The organism is Bradyrhizobium diazoefficiens, assembly GCF_016616885.1.
GTDB classification, from domain to species: Bacteria; Pseudomonadota; Alphaproteobacteria; order Rhizobiales; family Xanthobacteraceae; genus Bradyrhizobium; species Bradyrhizobium diazoefficiens_F.
This window is the reverse complement of record NZ_CP067102.1, coordinates 5,529,194-5,546,348: the sequence shown is the minus strand read 5'-3', so window position 1 is coordinate 5,546,348 and position 17,155 is coordinate 5,529,194. Positions and strand designations below refer to the sequence as shown.

General features: G+C 67.4%; 17 protein-coding genes and 1 riboswitch. Of the genes, 14 read left to right on the top strand and 3 right to left on the bottom strand.

The window, feature by feature from the left end:
- Positions 1-2 precede the first annotated feature (2 nt).
- A complete protein-coding gene (gene cobD, locus JJC00_RS25955) occupies positions 3-968 on the top strand; it encodes a threonine-phosphate decarboxylase CobD (RefSeq protein WP_200468717.1) in 966 nt (321 codons plus the stop codon).
- On the opposite strand, the gene JJC00_RS25950 is transcribed toward cobD, so the two are convergent.
- Positions 957-2,405 (bottom strand): cobyric acid synthase, encoded by a 1,449-nt coding sequence (locus tag JJC00_RS25950; protein ID WP_200468716.1) that lies wholly within the window; start codon positions 2,403-2,405, stop codon positions 957-959. The two genes, cobD and JJC00_RS25950, sit on opposite strands and share 12 nt — an antisense overlap.
- 22 nt (positions 2,406-2,427) lie before the next feature.
- Positions 2,428-3,063, bottom strand: coding sequence for a cob(I)yrinic acid a,c-diamide adenosyltransferase (gene cobO, locus JJC00_RS25945; RefSeq protein WP_200468715.1), 636 nt, complete (start codon positions 3,061-3,063; stop codon positions 2,428-2,430).
- 40 nt (positions 3,064-3,103) lie between these two features.
- Positions 3,104-3,321: riboswitch (cobalamin riboswitch) on the top strand.
- 95 nt (positions 3,322-3,416) lie between these two features.
- Here cobO and JJC00_RS25940 point away from each other — a divergent pair.
- From JJC00_RS25940 to cobJ, 7 genes are read left to right on the top strand one after another with little or no spacing between them, the layout of a single operon-like run.
- Positions 3,417-3,791 carry a DUF1636 family protein gene (locus JJC00_RS25940; protein WP_200468714.1) on the top strand — a complete coding sequence of 125 codons (375 nt, stop codon included), beginning with the start codon at positions 3,417-3,419 and terminating at the stop codon, positions 3,789-3,791.
- On the top strand, positions 3,788-4,822 hold the full coding sequence (gene cobW, locus JJC00_RS25935; protein WP_200468713.1) for a cobalamin biosynthesis protein CobW: 1,035 nt from the start codon (positions 3,788-3,790) through the stop codon (positions 4,820-4,822). Before JJC00_RS25940 ends, cobW begins: the two co-directional genes overlap by 4 nt.
- A complete protein-coding gene (gene cobN / locus JJC00_RS25930; protein WP_200468712.1) occupies positions 4,822-8,070 on the top strand; it encodes a cobaltochelatase subunit CobN in 3,249 nt (1,082 codons plus the stop codon). Before cobW ends, cobN begins: the two co-directional genes overlap by 1 nt.
- The gene (cobG, locus tag JJC00_RS25925; RefSeq protein ID WP_200468711.1) at positions 8,067-9,227 is read left to right on the top strand and encodes a precorrin-3B synthase; all 1,161 of its coding nucleotides are present in this window, start codon (positions 8,067-8,069) and stop codon (positions 9,225-9,227) included. The genes cobN and cobG overlap by 4 nt, the downstream gene beginning before the upstream one ends.
- A complete protein-coding gene (locus tag JJC00_RS25920) occupies positions 9,227-9,856 on the top strand; it encodes a precorrin-8X methylmutase (RefSeq protein WP_200468710.1) in 630 nt (209 codons plus the stop codon). The genes cobG and JJC00_RS25920 overlap by 1 nt, the downstream gene beginning before the upstream one ends.
- A gap of 2 nt (positions 9,857-9,858) precedes the next feature.
- Positions 9,859-10,590 (top strand): precorrin-2 C(20)-methyltransferase, encoded by a 732-nt coding sequence (locus JJC00_RS25915; RefSeq protein WP_200468709.1) that lies wholly within the window; start codon positions 9,859-9,861, stop codon positions 10,588-10,590.
- A complete protein-coding gene (gene cobJ / locus JJC00_RS25910) occupies positions 10,587-11,321 on the top strand; it encodes a precorrin-3B C(17)-methyltransferase (protein WP_200468708.1) in 735 nt (244 codons plus the stop codon). Before JJC00_RS25915 ends, cobJ begins: the two co-directional genes overlap by 4 nt.
- Here cobJ and JJC00_RS25905 read toward each other — a convergent pair.
- Positions 11,297-12,043, bottom strand: a complete 747-nt coding sequence (locus JJC00_RS25905) for a cobalt-precorrin-6A reductase (protein WP_200468707.1) — start codon at positions 12,041-12,043, stop codon at positions 11,297-11,299. The two genes, cobJ and JJC00_RS25905, sit on opposite strands and share 25 nt — an antisense overlap.
- Between JJC00_RS25905 and cbiE the strand changes: the two genes are divergently transcribed.
- Genes cbiE through cobF form a run of 6 tightly spaced genes read left to right on the top strand, consistent with a single transcriptional unit; the run spans position 12,042 to position 17,151 of the window.
- Positions 12,042-13,223 carry a precorrin-6y C5,15-methyltransferase (decarboxylating) subunit CbiE gene (cbiE, locus tag JJC00_RS25900; protein WP_200468706.1) on the top strand — a complete coding sequence of 394 codons (1,182 nt, stop codon included), beginning with the start codon at positions 12,042-12,044 and terminating at the stop codon, positions 13,221-13,223. The two genes, JJC00_RS25905 and cbiE, sit on opposite strands and share 2 nt — an antisense overlap.
- The gene (locus JJC00_RS25895) at positions 13,220-13,588 is read left to right on the top strand and encodes a cobalamin biosynthesis protein (protein ID WP_200468705.1); all 369 of its coding nucleotides are present in this window, start codon (positions 13,220-13,222) and stop codon (positions 13,586-13,588) included. The genes cbiE and JJC00_RS25895 overlap by 4 nt, the downstream gene beginning before the upstream one ends.
- Entirely contained in the window at positions 13,585-14,367 is a 783-nt protein-coding gene (gene cobM / locus JJC00_RS25890; protein ID WP_200468704.1) for a precorrin-4 C(11)-methyltransferase, read from the top strand. Before JJC00_RS25895 ends, cobM begins: the two co-directional genes overlap by 4 nt.
- A complete protein-coding gene (locus JJC00_RS25885; protein WP_200468703.1) occupies positions 14,367-15,677 on the top strand; it encodes a cobyrinate a,c-diamide synthase in 1,311 nt (436 codons plus the stop codon). The genes cobM and JJC00_RS25885 overlap by 1 nt, the downstream gene beginning before the upstream one ends.
- Positions 15,674-16,405 carry a uroporphyrinogen-III C-methyltransferase gene (cobA, locus tag JJC00_RS25880; RefSeq protein WP_200468702.1) on the top strand — a complete coding sequence of 244 codons (732 nt, stop codon included), beginning with the start codon at positions 15,674-15,676 and terminating at the stop codon, positions 16,403-16,405. The genes JJC00_RS25885 and cobA overlap by 4 nt, the downstream gene beginning before the upstream one ends.
- The gene (gene cobF / locus JJC00_RS25875) at positions 16,402-17,151 is read left to right on the top strand and encodes a precorrin-6A synthase (deacetylating) (protein ID WP_200468701.1); all 750 of its coding nucleotides are present in this window, start codon (positions 16,402-16,404) and stop codon (positions 17,149-17,151) included. The genes cobA and cobF overlap by 4 nt, the downstream gene beginning before the upstream one ends.
- Positions 17,152-17,155: the final 4 nt, after the last annotated feature.

The following is a 17,155-nucleotide window of genomic DNA, read 5'->3' as shown; positions in this document are numbered from 1 at the left end:
GGATGCGCGAGCACGGTGGAAATCTCGATCTGGCCCAGCAGCGTTTCGGCGGACGCGCGGAGGACTGGATTGATCTGTCGACCGGGATCAACCGGCTGCCTTATCCGGTGGGCGAGATTGACGCGCATCATTGGCAGGCGTTGCCGTCGCGATCCGAGATCGAGGCTCTGCATCAGGCGGCCGGGGACGCCTATGGGACAGGCGCACCAATCGTTGCGACAGGCGGCGCGCAAGCCGTCATTCAAATGTTGCCGCAGCTCGCGCCGCGCGGCCGGGCGCGTATCCTGGCGCCAACCTACAACGAATATGCTGCCGTTCTGTCGGCTGCGGGATGGGAGGTCGGGGAGGTGAGGGCGCTCGATGCGCTGGCGGGGGCGAACCTCGCCATCGTCGTCAATCCCAACAATCCCGACGGTCGCCGTTATTCGCCGAAGGATTTGCTCGCGCTCTTGCCGCGCGTCGGGCACCTCGTCATCGACGAGAGTTTTGTTGACGCCGTTCCCGAGCTCTCGCTCGCTTCAGAAGCGGCGCAGCCTGGGCTGCTGATCCTGCGCTCGTTCGGAAAGTTTTATGGCCTTGCCGGCCTGCGGCTCGGCTTCGCAATCGGCAATGCGGACGACATCAGCAATCTCGCGGCGGCGTCAGGTCCCTGGCCGGTCTCTGGAGCTGCGATTGCGATCGGCTGCCGCGCCCTGCGTGACGATGCCTGGGCCAAGGCGACGTCAGCGCGACTTGCCCGCGACTGCGTTCGCCTCGACGACATGGCGCAGGCGCTAGGCTGGCGGCTCGTCGGCGGCGCACCGCTGTTTCGTCTCTACGAGACGCCCGACGCGCGTGCCGCGCAGGAGAAACTCGCGCGCGGCCAGATCTGGTCCCGCGCCTTCGCGCAAAACCCGACATGGCTGCGCCTCGGGCTTCCGGGCGTTGATGCCGAATGGTCGCGCCTCGCCGAGGTCCTAGCGCGCTAGCGCGAGCAGGCCTTCGACGTCGAGATGCTTTTCGATGTGGTCGGCCAGCGCATCGAGTGCGCTCTCGACCCTGGCGTGATAGGGCTCGTCGCCTGCGGGAATATCGAGCTTCGCAAGATACGCCTTGCGGAAATCATCCGACGTGAAGAGGCCGTGCAGATAGCTACCCTGCACGCGCCCATCACGCGAGATCGCGCCTTCCGGCTCGCCATTCAGTTTCGCGAACGGTCGCGCGCGATCCGATCCATCGGTACGGCCGATATGAATCTCGTAGGCCTGGATCGGCTGATCCGTCGCCGCATGCACCGCCGTAACACGCGTTAGCGTCTTCTGCGGACTCATCACCGTTTCCACCTCCAGAAGGCCAAGGCCCGGCGTGTCGCCCGCAGGGCCTTCAATGCCGTCGGGATCGGCGACGCTGCGTCCGAGCATCTGGTAGCCGCCGCAGAGGCCGAGCACATGGCCGCCGCGGCGGTGATGTGCGAGCAAATCGATGTCCCAACCCTGCGCGCGCAGGAAGGCGAGATCGCCGCGGGTGGACTTCGAGCCGGGGATGATGACGAGACGCACATCGCCGGGAATCGCTTCGCCCGGACGCACCATCACGAGATCGACGCCCGGCTCGAGTTTCAGGGGATCGAGGTCGTCGAAATTGGCGATCCGCGACAGCGCGAGGCACGCGATCTTGCACTGGCCCGGCTTGCGCGCGTCGCTCAGGCCCAGCGCGTCCTCGGCCGGCAGCTCGCCGGCGAGCGCGAACCAGGGCAGCACGCCAAAGCCGCGCCAACCGGTCTTCGCTTCGATCAGCCTGTAGCCGTCGTCGAACAGCGTGGGATCGCCGCGAAACTTGTTGATGACAAAACCCTGGACCATCGCGGCATCGTCAGGGTCGATCACCGTCTTGATTCCGACGAGCTGTGCGATGACGCCGCCGCGATCGATGTCGCCGACCAGCACGACCGGCACATCGGCCTTGCGCGCAAAGCCCATATTGGCGATGTCGGCCTTGCGCAGGTTGACCTCGGCGGGACTGCCGGCGCCTTCGACCAGCACCAGATCAGAACGCGCCTTCAGCCGCTCAAAGCTCTCCAGCACCGCGCCCATTAGCGAGGGCTTCATCGCCGCATATTCGCGCGCCCGCGCGGTCGCGATGCGCTTGCCCTGCACGATCACCTGCGCGCCGACATCGGTCTCGGGCTTGAGCAGCACCGGGTTCATATCGGTGTGCGGCTCGACGCCGGCGGCGAGCGCCTGCAATGCCTGCGCACGGCCGATCTCGCCGCCGTCGACGGTGACGGCCGCATTGTTCGACATGTTCTGCGGCTTGAACGGCAGCACGCGCAATCCACGCCGCGTGAAGGCGCGCGCGAGGCCGGCGACGATAAGCGATTTGCCCACGTCCGAGCCGGCCCCCTGGATCATCAATGCGCGCGTCATGGTGTTTTCAGAACTGGTATCTTCAGAACTCGACGCCGGCTTGCGCCTTGATACCGGAGCGGAACGGATGTTTCACCAGCGTCATCTCGGTGACGAGATCGGCAATCTCGATCAGCTCGTCCTTGGCGTTGCGCCCGGTGAGCACGACATGCGTCATCGGCGGCTTCGAGGTCTTCAGGAAATCGACCACCTCCGCGATGTCGAGATAGTCGTAGCGCAGCGCGATGTTGATCTCATCGAGCACGACCATGCGCAGGTTCGCATCGAGGATCAGCTCTTTCGCCTTGTCCCAGCCGGCGCGCGCGGCCGCGATGTCGCGGGCGCGATTCTGTGTCTCCCAGGTAAAGCCTTCGCCCATGGCGTGGAACTGGCAGAGCTCGCCAAAATGGCCGGTGAGCAGGCGCCGCTCGCCGGTATCCCAGGCGCCCTTGATGAACTGCACGACCGCGCAGGGAAAGCCGTGGGCGACGCAGCGCACGATCATGCCGAAGGCCGAGGACGACTTGCCCTTGCCGGCGCCGGTGTGGACGATGATGAGGCCCTTTTCGCCGCTCTTGGTCGCCATGATCTTGTCGCGGGCGACCTTGATCTTCGCCATTTTCGCGGCGTGCTTGGCGTCGGTTTCCTCGGCCGTTTTTGTATCCGGTTCAGGCGTCATCGTACCCGGTCCTTCGGCTTGACAAGAGGCGGCCGGGGGCAAATGGTGGCCCGGCGTTGGTTCCTGTCCTATGACAGGCGAAGAGGGAATGCGATAGGGTCCGAATCGGCAAGATTTGGGTCCAAAATGCAGCCGCCCCCGCGACCGTGACCGGAGAGATGCCCAAAGCCACTGATCCCCTGGGGATCGGGAAGGCGGGGATCGAAGGGGAAACCCTGCTCCGCAAGCCGGGAGACCTGCCAGCGCGGACGATTTTTGGACCGGCGGACGGGGTGTTCCGCGACGGGGAAACGGGCCTTCGCAAGAACGGTTCGTGGGCCTCTTCGCCTCCCGCTGATACTCTGGAAGAGGCGATGACCGTCACACTGCATGTCTGCATTACCTGCCGCGCCGGCCAGACGCTCGGCGAGGGCGAGGTCACGCCCGGTCAGCGCTTGCATGGCGCAATCCTCGAGGCCGGCGTGCCCGACGGCGTCAATCTGGTTCCCGTCGAATGCCTGTCTGCATGCAGCCAGGGCTGCTCGGTCGCGCTCAGTGCGCCCGGCCGCTGGTCGTATGTCTATGGCCGGCTGTCGGATTCCCACGCGCAGGACGTGGTCGCGGGCGCCGCCGCCTATGCCGCTGCGCCGGACGGCCTCGTGCCGTGGCGCAGCCGTCCGGAGATCTTCCGCAAGCAGTCGCTTGCCCGCATTCCTCCCATTGCCGTCGTGCCAGAGGCCGCAGAATGAACTCGCTCGCAAAAGTCCCGGTTACCGTGGTCACCGGTTTTCTCGGCTCCGGCAAGACGACGCTGATCCAGCATCTTCTCGCCAATCCCAACGGCAAGAAGCTCGCCGTGCTCGTCAACGAGTTCGGCAGCGAGGGCGTCGATGGCGAGATCCTGAAATCCTGCGCCGATGCGAACTGCCCGGAGGAGAACATCGTCGAGCTCGCCAATGGCTGCATCTGCTGCACCGTCGCCGACGATTTCATTCCGACGATGGAGAAGTTGCTGGCGCGGCCCGTGCGGCCCGACCACATCCTGATCGAGACCTCGGGCCTGGCGCTGCCAAAGCCGCTGCTTAGAGCATTCGACTGGCCGGAGATCCGCTCGCGCATCACGGTCGATGGCGTGATCGCGCTGGCCGATGCCGAGGCCGTCGCCGCAGGCCGCTTCGCGCCGGACCCGATTGCGGTCGAAGCGCAGCGCGCGGCGGACGAGAATCTCGATCACGAAACGCCGCTGTCCGAAGTGTTCGAGGACCAGATCGCCTGCGCCGACATCGTGCTGCTGACCAAGGCCGATCTCGCCGGCACCGCAGGCATCGAGGCCGCCAAGGCCGCGATCACCGCCGAGATGCCGCGCCGCGTGCCGATGCTGCCTATCACCGATGGCGTGATCGATGCGCGCGTCATCCTCGGCCTCGGCGCTGCCGCCGAGAATGATCTTGCCGCGCGGCCCTCGCATCACGACGGCGAGGAGGAGCACGAGCATGATGATTTCGCTTCCGTCGTGATCGATCTTCCTGAGGTGACCGATATCGACGCGCTGGTTGCGTCGGTCCAGAAGCTGGCGCGCGAGCAGAAAGTGCTGCGCGCCAAGGGCTATATTGCGGTCGCGGGCAAGCCGATGCGGCTGCTGCTGCAAGCGGTCGGCGAGCGCGTGCGTCATCAGTTCGACAAGCCCTGGAGCACCGGCGGGCGGCAATCAAAGCTCGTCGTGATCGGCGAGCACGGCGATATCAACGAGGCCGCGATCAAGGCGGGATTGGGAGTCTGATGCACGTCGTCTTCCGCGAGAGCCGCGGTCTGGAGGAGACCGCGACGCCAAGGGACATCGGCCAGGACCCGGCCGATCTCGTGGTGCTCTCGTACTCGGACTCGGATCTCGCGGCGTTTGCGGCCGGCTGGCGCCGCGGCCGCAACAACCTGCCATCGCTGCGGCTGGCGAACCTCGCGGAGCTCCGTCATCCGCTGTCGGTCGACACCTATATCGAGCGCACGCTGTCGCGGGCGCGCGGCATTTTGGTGCGGCTGATCGGCGGTGAGTCCTACTGGTCGTATGGCCTCGCGGCGCTCCAGCAGCTGGCGAAGGACCGCGGTATCGTGCTTGCCGTGCTGCCGGCCGACGGCCGTGACGACACGCGGCTCGATGCTCACTCCACCTTGCCGGTCTCGACGCTGCGCCGGCTGAAAGTGCTGTGCGACACCGGTGGTCCCGTTGCGGCGCAAGCCGCGATCGCGCAGCTCGCGCTGGCCTCGGGACTTTACGCCGGGCCGGTCGCCGGCGAGACGACCGTCCCCGAGATGGGGTTTTACGATCCCGCGCGCGGTGTCATTGCTGCGCCGGTCGGCGGCGAGCGCAAGCCGCGCGCGCTGGTGGCGTTCTATCGCTCCTATCTCACCGCTGCGGACACCGGCCCGGTCGATGCGTTGATCGCGGCGCTACGCAACGATGGCTTTGACGCGCATGGCGTGTTCGCGACGTCGCTGAAGGCCGCAGGCGTTGCGGATTGGCTGCGGGCGCATCTCGCGCAAAGTCCTCCGGCGGCAATCGTCAATGCGACGGCGTTCTCGGCGACCGGTGAGGACGGCACGACGCCATTCGATGCTGCGTCATGTCCCGTCTTCCAGGTCGCGCTCTCATCGGCGCGGCGCGAGGATTGGGCGGAGTCATTGCGCGGCCTGTCGCCCGGCGATCTCGCGATGCATGTGGTGCTGCCGGAAGTCGACGGCCGGCTGTTCGCGGGCGTGGTGAGCTTCAAATCGGCTGCGGAGCGCGATCCGGATCTGCAGTTCTCGCATCTGGCCCACAGGCCGGATGAAGAGCGTGTGAAGGCCGTCGCCGCCCGCGTTGCGGCCTGGCGGAATCTTGCCGAGAAGCCCGCCGCTGAGAAGCGGCTGGCCATTGTGCTCTCAAACTATCCCGGCCGTCCGCACCAGATCGCGCATGCGGTCGGTCTCGACGCGCTCGCCTCGGTCGAAGCGCTGGTGTCCGATCTCACTGAAGCCGGCTTCGATGTTGCGCCCGTCGCGGCGCTCGGCGAGACGCTGCTCAGGCAACATTTGACCTGGAGCGTCGCCGATTATCGCGCCGCGCTCTCCCGCTTACCGAAATCCTTGCAGGATGATCTCGCGCAAGCCTGGGGCACACCGGAGAACGATCCGAGCTGCCGCGATGGTGCGTTCCACTTCGCTGCGGTCCCATGCGGCCACTCGATCATCGCGGTTCAGCCCGAGCGCGGCGATGCGACCACGCGCGATACCGACTATCACGATCTCGCCCGCACGCCGCGCCATGCCTATGTCGCGTTCTATCTCTGGCTCCGCGAGCAGGGGATTGATGCCGTCGTGCATATGGGCGCGCACGGTACGCTGGAATGGCTGCCCGGCAAATCCGTGGCGCTGTCCTCCAACTGCTGGCCGGAAGCGCTGATCGGTGATCTCCCCATTATCTATCCCTTCATCGTCAACGATCCCGGCGAGGCCGCGCAGGCCAAGCGGCGCTTAGGCGCCGTCGCCATCGGCCATCTGCCACCGCGGTTGGAAGCATCCGCGGTGCCGGAGAGCCTGCGTCGGCTCGAACGTCTGCTCGACGAATATTCGACCGCCGATGGTCTCGATCCCGCCCGCCGCCAGCGTCTGATCGCCGCGATCCGCGACGAGGCGCGCACAGCCGGCCTCGAAGACGATCTCGGTCTCGATGCTTCGGCAGCACCGGCCGAAGCGATCCCGCGGATCGATCGTTTCGTCTGCGATCTCAAGGAAAGCCAGTTCGGCGATGGCCTGCACGTGTTCGGCCGCGGCGCCTGCGGCGATGCGGAGCGCGATGCTCTGCGTGCCGCACTCACAGGCCAGCGCGTCGCGCCGGGCCCGTCGGGCTCGCCCTATCGTGGGCGCCAAGACGTGCTGCCCACGGGCCGCAATCTCTTCGCCGTCGATCCGCGCGCGGTGCCGACGCCGTCGGCGCATGCGCAGGGCATCAAGCTCGCCGAAGAGCTGCTGCGTCGTCATCTTCAGGATCACGGCGACTGGCCGAAAGGCCTCGTGGTCGATCTCTGGGGCTCCGCGACCATGCGCACCGCGGGCGAGGAATTTGCGATGGCGCTGCATCTCGCCGGCCTCGCGCCGCGCTGGGACCATGCGTCGGGCCGCGTCACCGGCTACGACATCATTGCGCCGGCCGAGCTCGGCCGCCCCCGCATCGAGGTCACGCTGCGCGTATCAGGCCTGTTCCGCGATGTCTTCGCAGGCCTCGCGCAATTGTTCGAGGCCGCCGCCGAGGCGCTCGCATCGCGCGAAGACGAGGGGGCCGAAAATCCCTATCTCCACCGCGCCTCTCGCGTGTTTGCACCGCGGCCCGGACAATACGGCGTCGGCCTCTCGGCAGTCCCGGATGCGTTTACGCCCGAGACCCGCGACGCTGCCGGCGAAGCCTGGCTGTCGGCATCGTCCTGGGCATTCTCCGCCGACGGCGAGATCAAGCCCGATCGCGCCGGCATCGAGCAGCGGCTCGCGTCCGCGGATGCCTTCGTCCACGTCCAGGATCTACCGGAAACCGATCTGCTGCTCGCCGCCGACTATGCCGCGCATGAAGCCGGCGTGGCGGCGGCCGCAGCGCATCTCGGCGCAGCAGCGCCATCGCTCTATCATCTCGACACGACGCGCCCTGAGCAACCGCACGCGCGCACGCTGACGGAAGAAATCTCCCGCGTCGTCCGTGCCCGTGCCGCCAATCCGGGCTGGATCGCCGGCATGATGCGTCACGGCTTTCGTGGCGCCGCCGAGATCACCGCGACGCTGGAGCACATGGCGGCCTTCGCCCATCTCGCTGCTGCCGTGCCGCCGCATCTGTTCGATCTCTATTATGATGCGACGCTCGGCGACGCCGATGTCCGTGCCTTCATGGCGCGCGACAATCCGGCGGCGCTTGCTGCGATGGAAGCCTGCTTCACGCGCCTGCACGAGGCCTCGCTCTGGCGAACGCGCCGCAATTCGATTGCGGCTGCGCTCAAGGAGGCGTCATGAGCGCTTCGGTGAAGGGCTGGTGCCCTGGCGCGCTGCGGCCGATGCAATCGGGTGACGGGCTCGTGGTTCGCGTGCGCCCATTCGGCGGCCGGCTCGATGCGGCGCAGGCCGCCGGGCTTGCGCATCTCGCCGAGCGCCACGGCAATGGTCTGATCGACGTGACCAGCCGCGCCAATCTCCAGATCAGGGGCGTCAGCGAGGCCGGCCACCGGCTGCTGCTTGATGGTCTTGCGCAACTGACATTGCTCGACCCTGACGCCGATACCGAATCCCGTCGCAACATCCTGGTCACGCCGTTCTGGCGCGACGGCGACGAGACCCAGGCGCTCGCCGCCGAACTCGAAGAGGCGTTGGCGGACTCCAGGCTCGAGTTGCCGACCAAATTCGGTTTCGCCATCGATGACGGCAAGTCACGTGTGCTCGCCGGCAATTCCGCTGACGTGCGGATCGAGCGTGACGCTGCCGGCGGTCTCCTCGTGCGTGCGGATGGTGCCAGGCTTGGCCGCCTCGTCGGGCGCGGCGAAGCCGTGAACACCGCGCTCGCTGTCGCAAGCTGGTTCATTGCCTCCGGCGGCGTCAGGGATGGGCGAGGGCGGATGGCAGCGCATCTTGCGACTGGCGCAGAATTGCCCGAAACCCTGCGCGGCGATGCGGAGTCCGCGCCCATCATGGCCGCCGCACGTCCCGGGCTCTATCCGCAAGGCGCCATGATCGGCGTCGCCTTCGGGCAGATGCCGCACGCGACGCTCAATCAACTGTCCGGTTGCGGTCATGCGCTGCGGATGACGCCGTGGCGGATGGTCTTGAGCGAAGGCAAGCGGACGATGCCGTCCGCGTCCGGCCTGATCACCGAGGCCTACGACCCAGCGCTGCGCGTCATCGCCTGCAGTGGCGCGCCGCGCTGCCGTGAGGCCCACGCCGACACCCGCGCGCTTGCGGCGGCGCTCGCTCCGAATATCGGCGCGGCCTCGCGGCTGCACGTCTCCGGTTGCGCCAAGGGCTGCGCCCATTCCGGCGCGGCCGCGATCACGCTGATCGCGACCGGTGCGGGATTCGATCTCGTCCGCGGCGGTTCGACCCGCGATGAGCCGATCCTGCGCGGGCTCGACTGCGACGACATCATTCGCGATCCCTCCATCCTGATGGGAGGGCACTGATGCCGTACGCTTACGAGACCGACGGCGCCGCGATCTACCGGCAATCCTTCGCGACGATCAGGGCCGAGGCCGATCTGGCGCGCTTCATGCCGGACGAGGAGCAGGTCGTGGTGCGGATGATCCATGCCGCCGGCATGGTCGGACTTGAGGCACATATCCGCTTCACGCCTGGCATGGCGACCGCCGCACGTGCGGCGTTGCAGAAGGGCGCGCCGATTCTGTGCGACGCGCGCATGGTCTCGGAAGGAATTACGCGCGCGAGACTGCCCGCAGCCAATGCCGTGATCTGCACGCTCGGCGACGAGACCGTTCCCGCGCTGGCGCAATCCATGCGCAACACGCGCTCGGCCGCGGCGCTGGAGCTATGGCGTCCGCATCTCGACGGGGCGATCGTCGCGATCGGCAATGCGCCGACCGCGCTGTTTCATCTTCTCAACATGCTTGAGGACCGCGACTGCCCGCGGCCCGCGGCGATCATCGGCTGCCCCGTCGGCTTCGTCGGTGCGGCCGAATCCAAGGCGGCGCTGATGGCCGATCCGCCTGCGCCGGCGCTGACGGTCGAAGGCCGCCTCGGCGGCTCCGCGATCACGGTCGCCGCCGTGAACGCGCTGGCGAGCCGGAGCGAATAGCGATGGGACGCATCATCTGCTGCGGTCTCGGCCCCGGCGATCCTGATCTGATGAGCGTGCGCGCCGATCGCACCGTGCGCGGCGCGAAGCACGTCGCCTATTTCCGGAAGAAGGGCCGGCCCGGCCAGGCGCGGCGCATCATCGAAGGCATGTTGGCGAGCGATGTGGCCGAATATCCCATGGAATATCCGGTCACCACGGAGATCGCGTTCGATAGCGCTGAATACGTGCAGCTGCTGGCCGGCTTCTACGATGAATGGGCCGAACGGCTGGCGCGGCTTTCGCGCGCGGTCGATGTCGTCGTACTGTGCGAGGGCGATCCCTATTTCTACGGCTCCTTCATGCATCTGCACACGCGCTTGCAGGGCCGCGTCGAGATCGAGGTGATCGCCGGCATTCCCGGCATGGTCGGCTGTTGGAATGGCGTTGGTCAGCCGATCGCACTCGGCGACGACGTGACGACGGTGCTGATGGGTACGCTCACTGAGGCCGAGCTCGAACGCCGCATGCGCGATTCCGATGCGCTGGTGATCATGAAGACCGGCCGCAATCTCGCGAAGGTACGCCGCGCGCTCGCGTCAGCCGGCCGGCTCGACGACGCCTGGCTGGTCGAGCGCGGCACCATGCCGGGCGAGCGTGTGGCGCGGCTCGCCGAGATCGATGCCGCCGACTGTCCCTACTTTGCGATCGTGCTCGTGCACGGTAAGGGCCGGCATCCGGACGCCGCCGAATGACGGGCACGCTGACCATCGCGGGCCTCGGGCCGGGCAGTGATGCGCTGGTGACGCCTGAGGTTTCCGCCGCGCTCGCCGCCGCGACCGATATTCTGGGCTATGCGGCCTATGTCGCGCGCGTCCCGCCGCGTGCCGGTCTCGCCCTGCATCCCTCCGACAACCGCGAAGAGCTGCAGCGCGCGCGCGAAGCGTTGCGTCTGGCGGCCGAAGGCGGACAGGTCGTCGTCGTCTCCTCCGGCGACCCCGGCGTGTTTGCGATGGCATCGGCCGTGTTCGAGGCGCTCGAACAGGCACCGCAATATCAGGAGCTGCCGATCCGCGTGCTGCCGGGTATCACCGCGATGCTGGCCGCGGCCGCGCGCGCGGGTGCGCCGCTGGGCCACGATTTCTGCGCGATCAATCTCTCCGACAATCTCAAGCCCTGGGCGGTGATCGAGAAACGCCTCCGGCTCGCCGCGGAAGCGGATTTTTCGATTGCGCTGTACAATCCCCGCTCGGCGAGCCGGCGGGAAGGATTTGGCCGCGCGCTCGCGGTGTTGAAAGAGGCGGGCTGCGGTGAGCGCCTCGTGATCTTCGCGCGCGCGATCAGCGCGCCTGACGAGAAGATCGTGACCGTGACGCTGAACGACGCGACGCCCGAGATGGCCGACATGCGCACGCTCGTCATCGTCGGCAATTCGCAGACGCGCCGCGTCGGCTGCTGGGTCTATGCGCCGAGGCAGGTCCGATGACCGAGCCACTGCATCACTTCAGTGACGCTCTCCACCCGCAGCCGTTCGGGCAGTCGTGGTCGCGAGATCATGATCACGGGCAGGCCGAGCATGCGGGCGGCATCGATTTTCGCACGCGCGCCGTCGCCGCCGGAATTGCGCGCCACGATCCACGTGATGCCTTGCGTGCGCATCATCTCCAGCTCGCCCTCAAGGGTGAACGGTCCGCGCGACACGATCACGTCGGCAGCGAAGGGCAGGGGCACTTCCGGCGGATCAACAAATCGCAGCGTGTAGGCGTGTTGCCGCCGCGCCGCGAACGGTGCGATATGCTGGCGGCCGATGGCGAGGAACACGCGTGCGGGCGCTTCGGGAAGGGCGGCAACCGCGGCGTTGACATCACCGACTTCAATCCAGTTGTCGCCGGACGCTTCGGTCCACGGTGCGCGCTCGAGCGCGATCAGGGGCGTACCGGTTTCCGAGCACGCTTCAACGGCGTTGCGGCTCATCTCGGCCGCGAAGGGATGCGTCGCGTCGATCACATGCGTGATGCCTTCGCGCCTGACGTAATCGGCAAGCCCGCTCACGCCGCCAAAGCCGCCGATGCGCGTCGGCAGCGGCTGATCGGCAGGCGCACGGGTGCGGCCGCCGTAGGAATACACGGCATCAATCCCTGCGCGTGCGATCTCCGCGGCGAGCAGGCTCGCATCGGCAATTCCGCCCAGTATAAGGGCGCGCATCATGTCTGATCCCTGGCTGACCATCATCGGTATCGGCGAAGATGGCCTTGCCGGCCTGTCCGAGGCAAGTCGAAAGGCGCTAGCCAACGCGGAAACCGTGTTCGGCGGCGAGCGTCATCTTGCGCTTGCGGATGTCGGAAGCCGCGGCCGCGCATGGCCGGTGCCGTTCGACGCGGACGTCGTGCTGAGCTGCCGCGGCCGGCCGACAGCGGTGCTGGCCTCCGGCGACCCCTTTTGGTACGGCGCGGGTGCAAGCCTTGCCGAGAAGCTTTATGGGGACGAGTGGATCGCGCATCCGGCGCCATCGACCTTCTCGCTCGCCGCCGCGAGGCTGGGCTGGCGCCTCGAAGCAACCACCTGTCTCGGTCTCCACGCCGCACCGTTCGAGCGCCTTGTGCCGCATCTGGCGAAAGATGCACGCATCATTTGCCTCGTGCGTGGCGCAGCGGCGGTCGACGAGCTCGCGAAGTGGCTGACGAAGCGCGGATGGGGCGCCTCACTCCTGTGGACTCTCGCAGCCCTCGGCGGCCCAAGCGAACACATCGATCAGCATCGCGCCGATCTCTTTTCTGAGGATATTTCCGGGAATCTGGTTGCAGTGGCGGTGCAGGCGATGGGAGGCCAAGCCATTCCCCGCAGCTCGGGACTATCGGACGATCTGTTCGTCCACGACGGCCAGATCACCAAGCGGCCGGTGCGCGCGCTGGCGCTCTCCGCGTTGGCGCCGCGCCCCGGCGAGCTTCTGTGGGACATTGGCGCCGGCTCGGGCTCGATCTCGATCGAATGGGCGCTATGCGGGGGAACTGCCGCAGCCATCGAGGCGCGCGAGGATCGCGCCGCGAACATCCACAGTAACGCAGCCGCGTTCGGACTGGCGCATCGCATCACCATTATTACTGGACAGGCGCCGGAAGCGCTCGCCACGTTGGATGCACCCGACGCCGTCTTCGTCGGCGGCGGTCTCGACCGCGCGATGTTCGGCGCCGTCTGGTCCAGGCTTGGGTCGGGCGCGCGGCTGGTCGCACATTCAGTCACGCTGGAAACGGAAGCGCTGCTCGGCGAGCTGCATCAGCAGCATGGCGGCGAGCTGATGCGGGTCGAGATTGCGCAGGCCACTCCGCTCGGCCGCTACCGGTCATGGGAGGCGGCGCGGCCGGTCGTGCAATGGAGTGTGGTCCGATGAAGGTCGCCGGACTCGGCTTCAGGCAGGATGTCACTCTGGCCTCGTTGCGCGAGGCGCTTGCGGCGGCCGGCGGTGCCGACGGACTTGCGGCCATGGCGACTGTCAGCGACAAGGCCGACGCTGAGCCGCTGAAGCAGCTCGCGCGCGAATGCGGTCTGCCGATCAAGGCTATCCCTGCCGATGTGCTCGCGAGTATCGAAACGCCGATGCAATCAAAGCTCGTCACCGAAAAGTTCGGCACGGGATCCGTCGCCGAGGCGGCAGCGCTCGCGGCGGCCGGCCCTCGCGCGCGGCTCATCGCAACACGCGCGGTCTCGCAGGATCGCACTGCGACCGCGGCGATCGCGGAAGGAGACGGCCCATGACAGTGCACTTCATCGGCGCCGGACCGGGCGCCGCCGATCTTCTCACTTTGCGCGGACGCGATTTGATCGCGGCCTGTGCGGTTTGCCTCTATGCCGGCTCGCTGGTGCCCGAGGGCGTGCTGGCGCATTGCCCGCCCGGCGCGCGCATCGTCAACACCGCGCCGCTGACGCTCGACCAGATCATCGCGGAGATTGTCGCAGCGCATGCCGAGGGCAAGGATATTGCGCGACTGCATTCCGGCGACCTCTCGATCTGGTCGGCGATGGGGGAGCAGCTTCGCCGCCTGCGCGCACTTGGCATTCCCTTCACTGTCACGCCAGGCGTGCCATCTTTCTCCGCTGCGGCGGCCGCGCTCGAAGCCGAGCTGACATTGCCCGGTCTTGCCCAGACCGTGGTGCTGACGCGCACCCCGGGCCGCGCCAGCGCGATGCCCGAGGGCGAAAAACTCGCGGCCTTTGCCGCAACCGGCGCGGTGCTCGCCATTCACCTCTCGATCCATCTGCTCGACAAGGTCATCGCCGAGCTGACGCCGCATTACGGCGCGGATTGCCCGGTCGCTATCGTCTGGCGCGCGAGCTGGCCGGACCAGCGCATCGTCCGCGCCACGCTTGCAACGCTCGATGCGGGCGTAGGCGGCGAGATGGAACGCACCGCGCTGATCCTGGTGGGCAAGACGCTGGGCGCGGCGGATTTTGATGAGAGTCGCCTCTATGCGGCCGATTATGACCGCCGCTATCGGCCGGTCGGCGCCGAGCCGCATTTTCCGGAGGCGTCGTGATGCCGGCGGGCCTCGTCATCTCCGCGCCGGCCTCCGGCGTCGGCAAGACCACGCTGACGCTGGCACTCGCGCGCGCCTGGCGCAATCGCGGATTGCGCGTGCAGTGCTTCAAGAGCGGGCCCGATTACATCGATCCCGCCTTCCATGCCGCCGCCACGGGCCGCGCCTCCGTCAACGTCGATAGCTGGGCGATGGACCGCGCGACGATCGCGCATCTGGTCAGCCGGGGCCTTGACGCCGACATCGTGCTCGCCGAGGGCTCGATGGGCCTGTTCGACGGCGTCGCCGCCCGCGGCGTCTCCGGCGCCGGCGCCACCGCCGACATCGCGGAGATGCTGGGCTGGCCTGTTGTGCTGGTGATCGACCCCTCCGGGCAGGCGCAGACGGCCGCGGCGATCGCCGCGGGGCTTCGTGATTATCGCACCGGCGTGCGTCTTGCCGGCGTCGTGCTCAACCGCGTCGCGAGCCCGCGCCATGAAGACCTCGTGCGTCGTGCGCTCAACGACGCCGGCATCGCAATGTTCGGCGCGCTGCCGCGCCATGCCGAGATCAGCCTGCCGAAGCGGCATCTGGGCCTGGTGCAGGCCGAGGAGCAGGCCGAGATCGGAAAGCTGATCGACGAGGCCGCGCGCTTTGTCGCCGAGCATGTCGATATTGACGCTGTGCTGAAAGCGGCTGCTGCCTGGTCGCCGCAACCTGCCGCAAACGGCCTCAACGTGACGCCGCCCGGTCAGCGCATCGCGCTTGCCCGCGATGCCGCGTTCTCCTTCGTCTATCCGCATATGCTGGAAGCCTGGCGCACGGCCGGCGCGGAGATCTCGACATTCTCGCCGCTGGCCGATGAAGCGCCTGATGTCAGCGCAGATGTGTGCTGGTTGCCCGGCGGCTACCCCGAGCTTCATGCCGGCAAGATCGCCGCCAATGCGCGATTTCGTGCTGGCCTGCGCGCGTTCGCCGAGACACGGCCGGTGCACGGCGAATGTGGGGGGTATATGGTGCTGGGAACGACTTTGACCGATGCCGACGGTATCCGTCATGAGATGACAGGCCTGCTTGGACTGGAGACGAGCTTTGCCAAGCGCCGCATGCATCTGGGTTATCGTCTCGCCGCTCTCGCTGCACCAATGCCGGGCCATCAGGTCGGTGCGCGGCTGCGCGGTCATGAATTCCACTATTCGACGATCGTCGCCCAGCCCGATACGCCGCTGGCGGTCGTGCACGACGCAACCGGCGCGGTCATCGCCGAGACCGGCTCGCGGCGCGGCCACGCCACTGGCACGTTCTTCCATCTGATCGCGGAGGACCGGTGAGCGGTTTTGTCTCCTTCGTCTCCGCCGGCCCCGGCGATCCCGAGCTTCTCACGCTCAAGGGCGCCGCGCGGCTGCGCGAAGCCGACGTCGTGCTCTATGACGATCTCGCCTCCGGCGCGATCCTCGATCTGGCGCGGCCCGGCGCCAATCTCGTCGCGGTCGGGAAACGGGCAGGGCGGCCCTCGACCAAGCAACACCACGTCAACCGCTTGCTGGTCGACTATGCTGCCACGGGCGTGCGCGTCGTGCGGCTGAAGTCGGGCGATGCCGGCATTTTTGGCCGGCTCGAGGAGGAGCTCGAGACGCTACGCGAGGCCGGCATCGGCTACGAGATCATTCCCGGCGTCACCTCGGCCTGCGTTGCCGCCGCGCAAGCCGGCGTTCCGCTGACGCGCCGCCACACCTCGCGTCGAGTGCAGTTCGTCACCGGGGCCGATGTGACCGGCGAGCTGCCGCAGAATTTGAACTGGGCAGCGCTGGCCGATCCTGATGCGACGACGGTGGTCTATATGGGGCGGCGCACCTTTCCGGCGCTGGTCGCGAAATTGATCGAGCACGGCCTGTCACCGAGCACCCCGGCGCTGTTCGCGGAGTCCCTCGGCCGTGCCGACGAGCGGCTGGTGCGCATCACCATTGCCGAGCTTGCCGAGCAGCTCGCGCGCGGCGGTGCTGCTTCCACGGCGGCCGTGATCATGTTCGGCGCGCTGGCGGAGGGCGGATCGTCATGATGACGCTCTCCCTGATCGGCATCGGTTGCGGCGATCCCGGGCAGCTCACGCGCGCTGCGGTTCAAGCCATCAACGCCGCCGATCTCGTCCTGATCCCGCGCAAGGGGACCGCAAAATCCGATCTCGCCGATCTCAGGCGGACCATTTGTGCCGATGTGCTCACCAACGACAAGACCCCCATTGCCGAGTTCGATCTGCCCGTGCGCGACGCCGGTGAGGCCGATTATCGCAAGGGCGTGGATGATTGGCACGATGCGGTCGCCGGGACCTGGTCGCAAACGATCGCTGATCATCTCGGTGGTGACGGCAAGGTCGCGCTGCTGATCTGGGGCGATCCGTCGCTGTACGATTCCTCGCTGCGCATCGCGCGACGGCTCCATCCGTTGCCTGAGATAGAGGTCGTGCCCGGCATCACCTCGATCCAGGCGCTGTGCGCTGCGCATGCGCTGCCGCTCAACGACGTCGGCGAACCGTTTCTGGTCACGACGGGACGCCGCTTGCGCGAGGGCGGCTGGCCGGCGGGCATCGATACAGTCGTTGTGATGCTCGACGGCGGCACGGCGTTCCAGTCGCTCGATCCGGCGGGACTTCACATCTGGTGGGGCGCCTATCTCGGCATGGCCGACCAGATCATCATGTCCGGCGCGCTGGCCGAGGTGGGAACGCGCATCGTCGCCATGCGACAGGACGCGCGCGAGCGTCACGGCTGGATCATGGACAGTTACATTCTCAAGCGCAGACCGTAAGCGA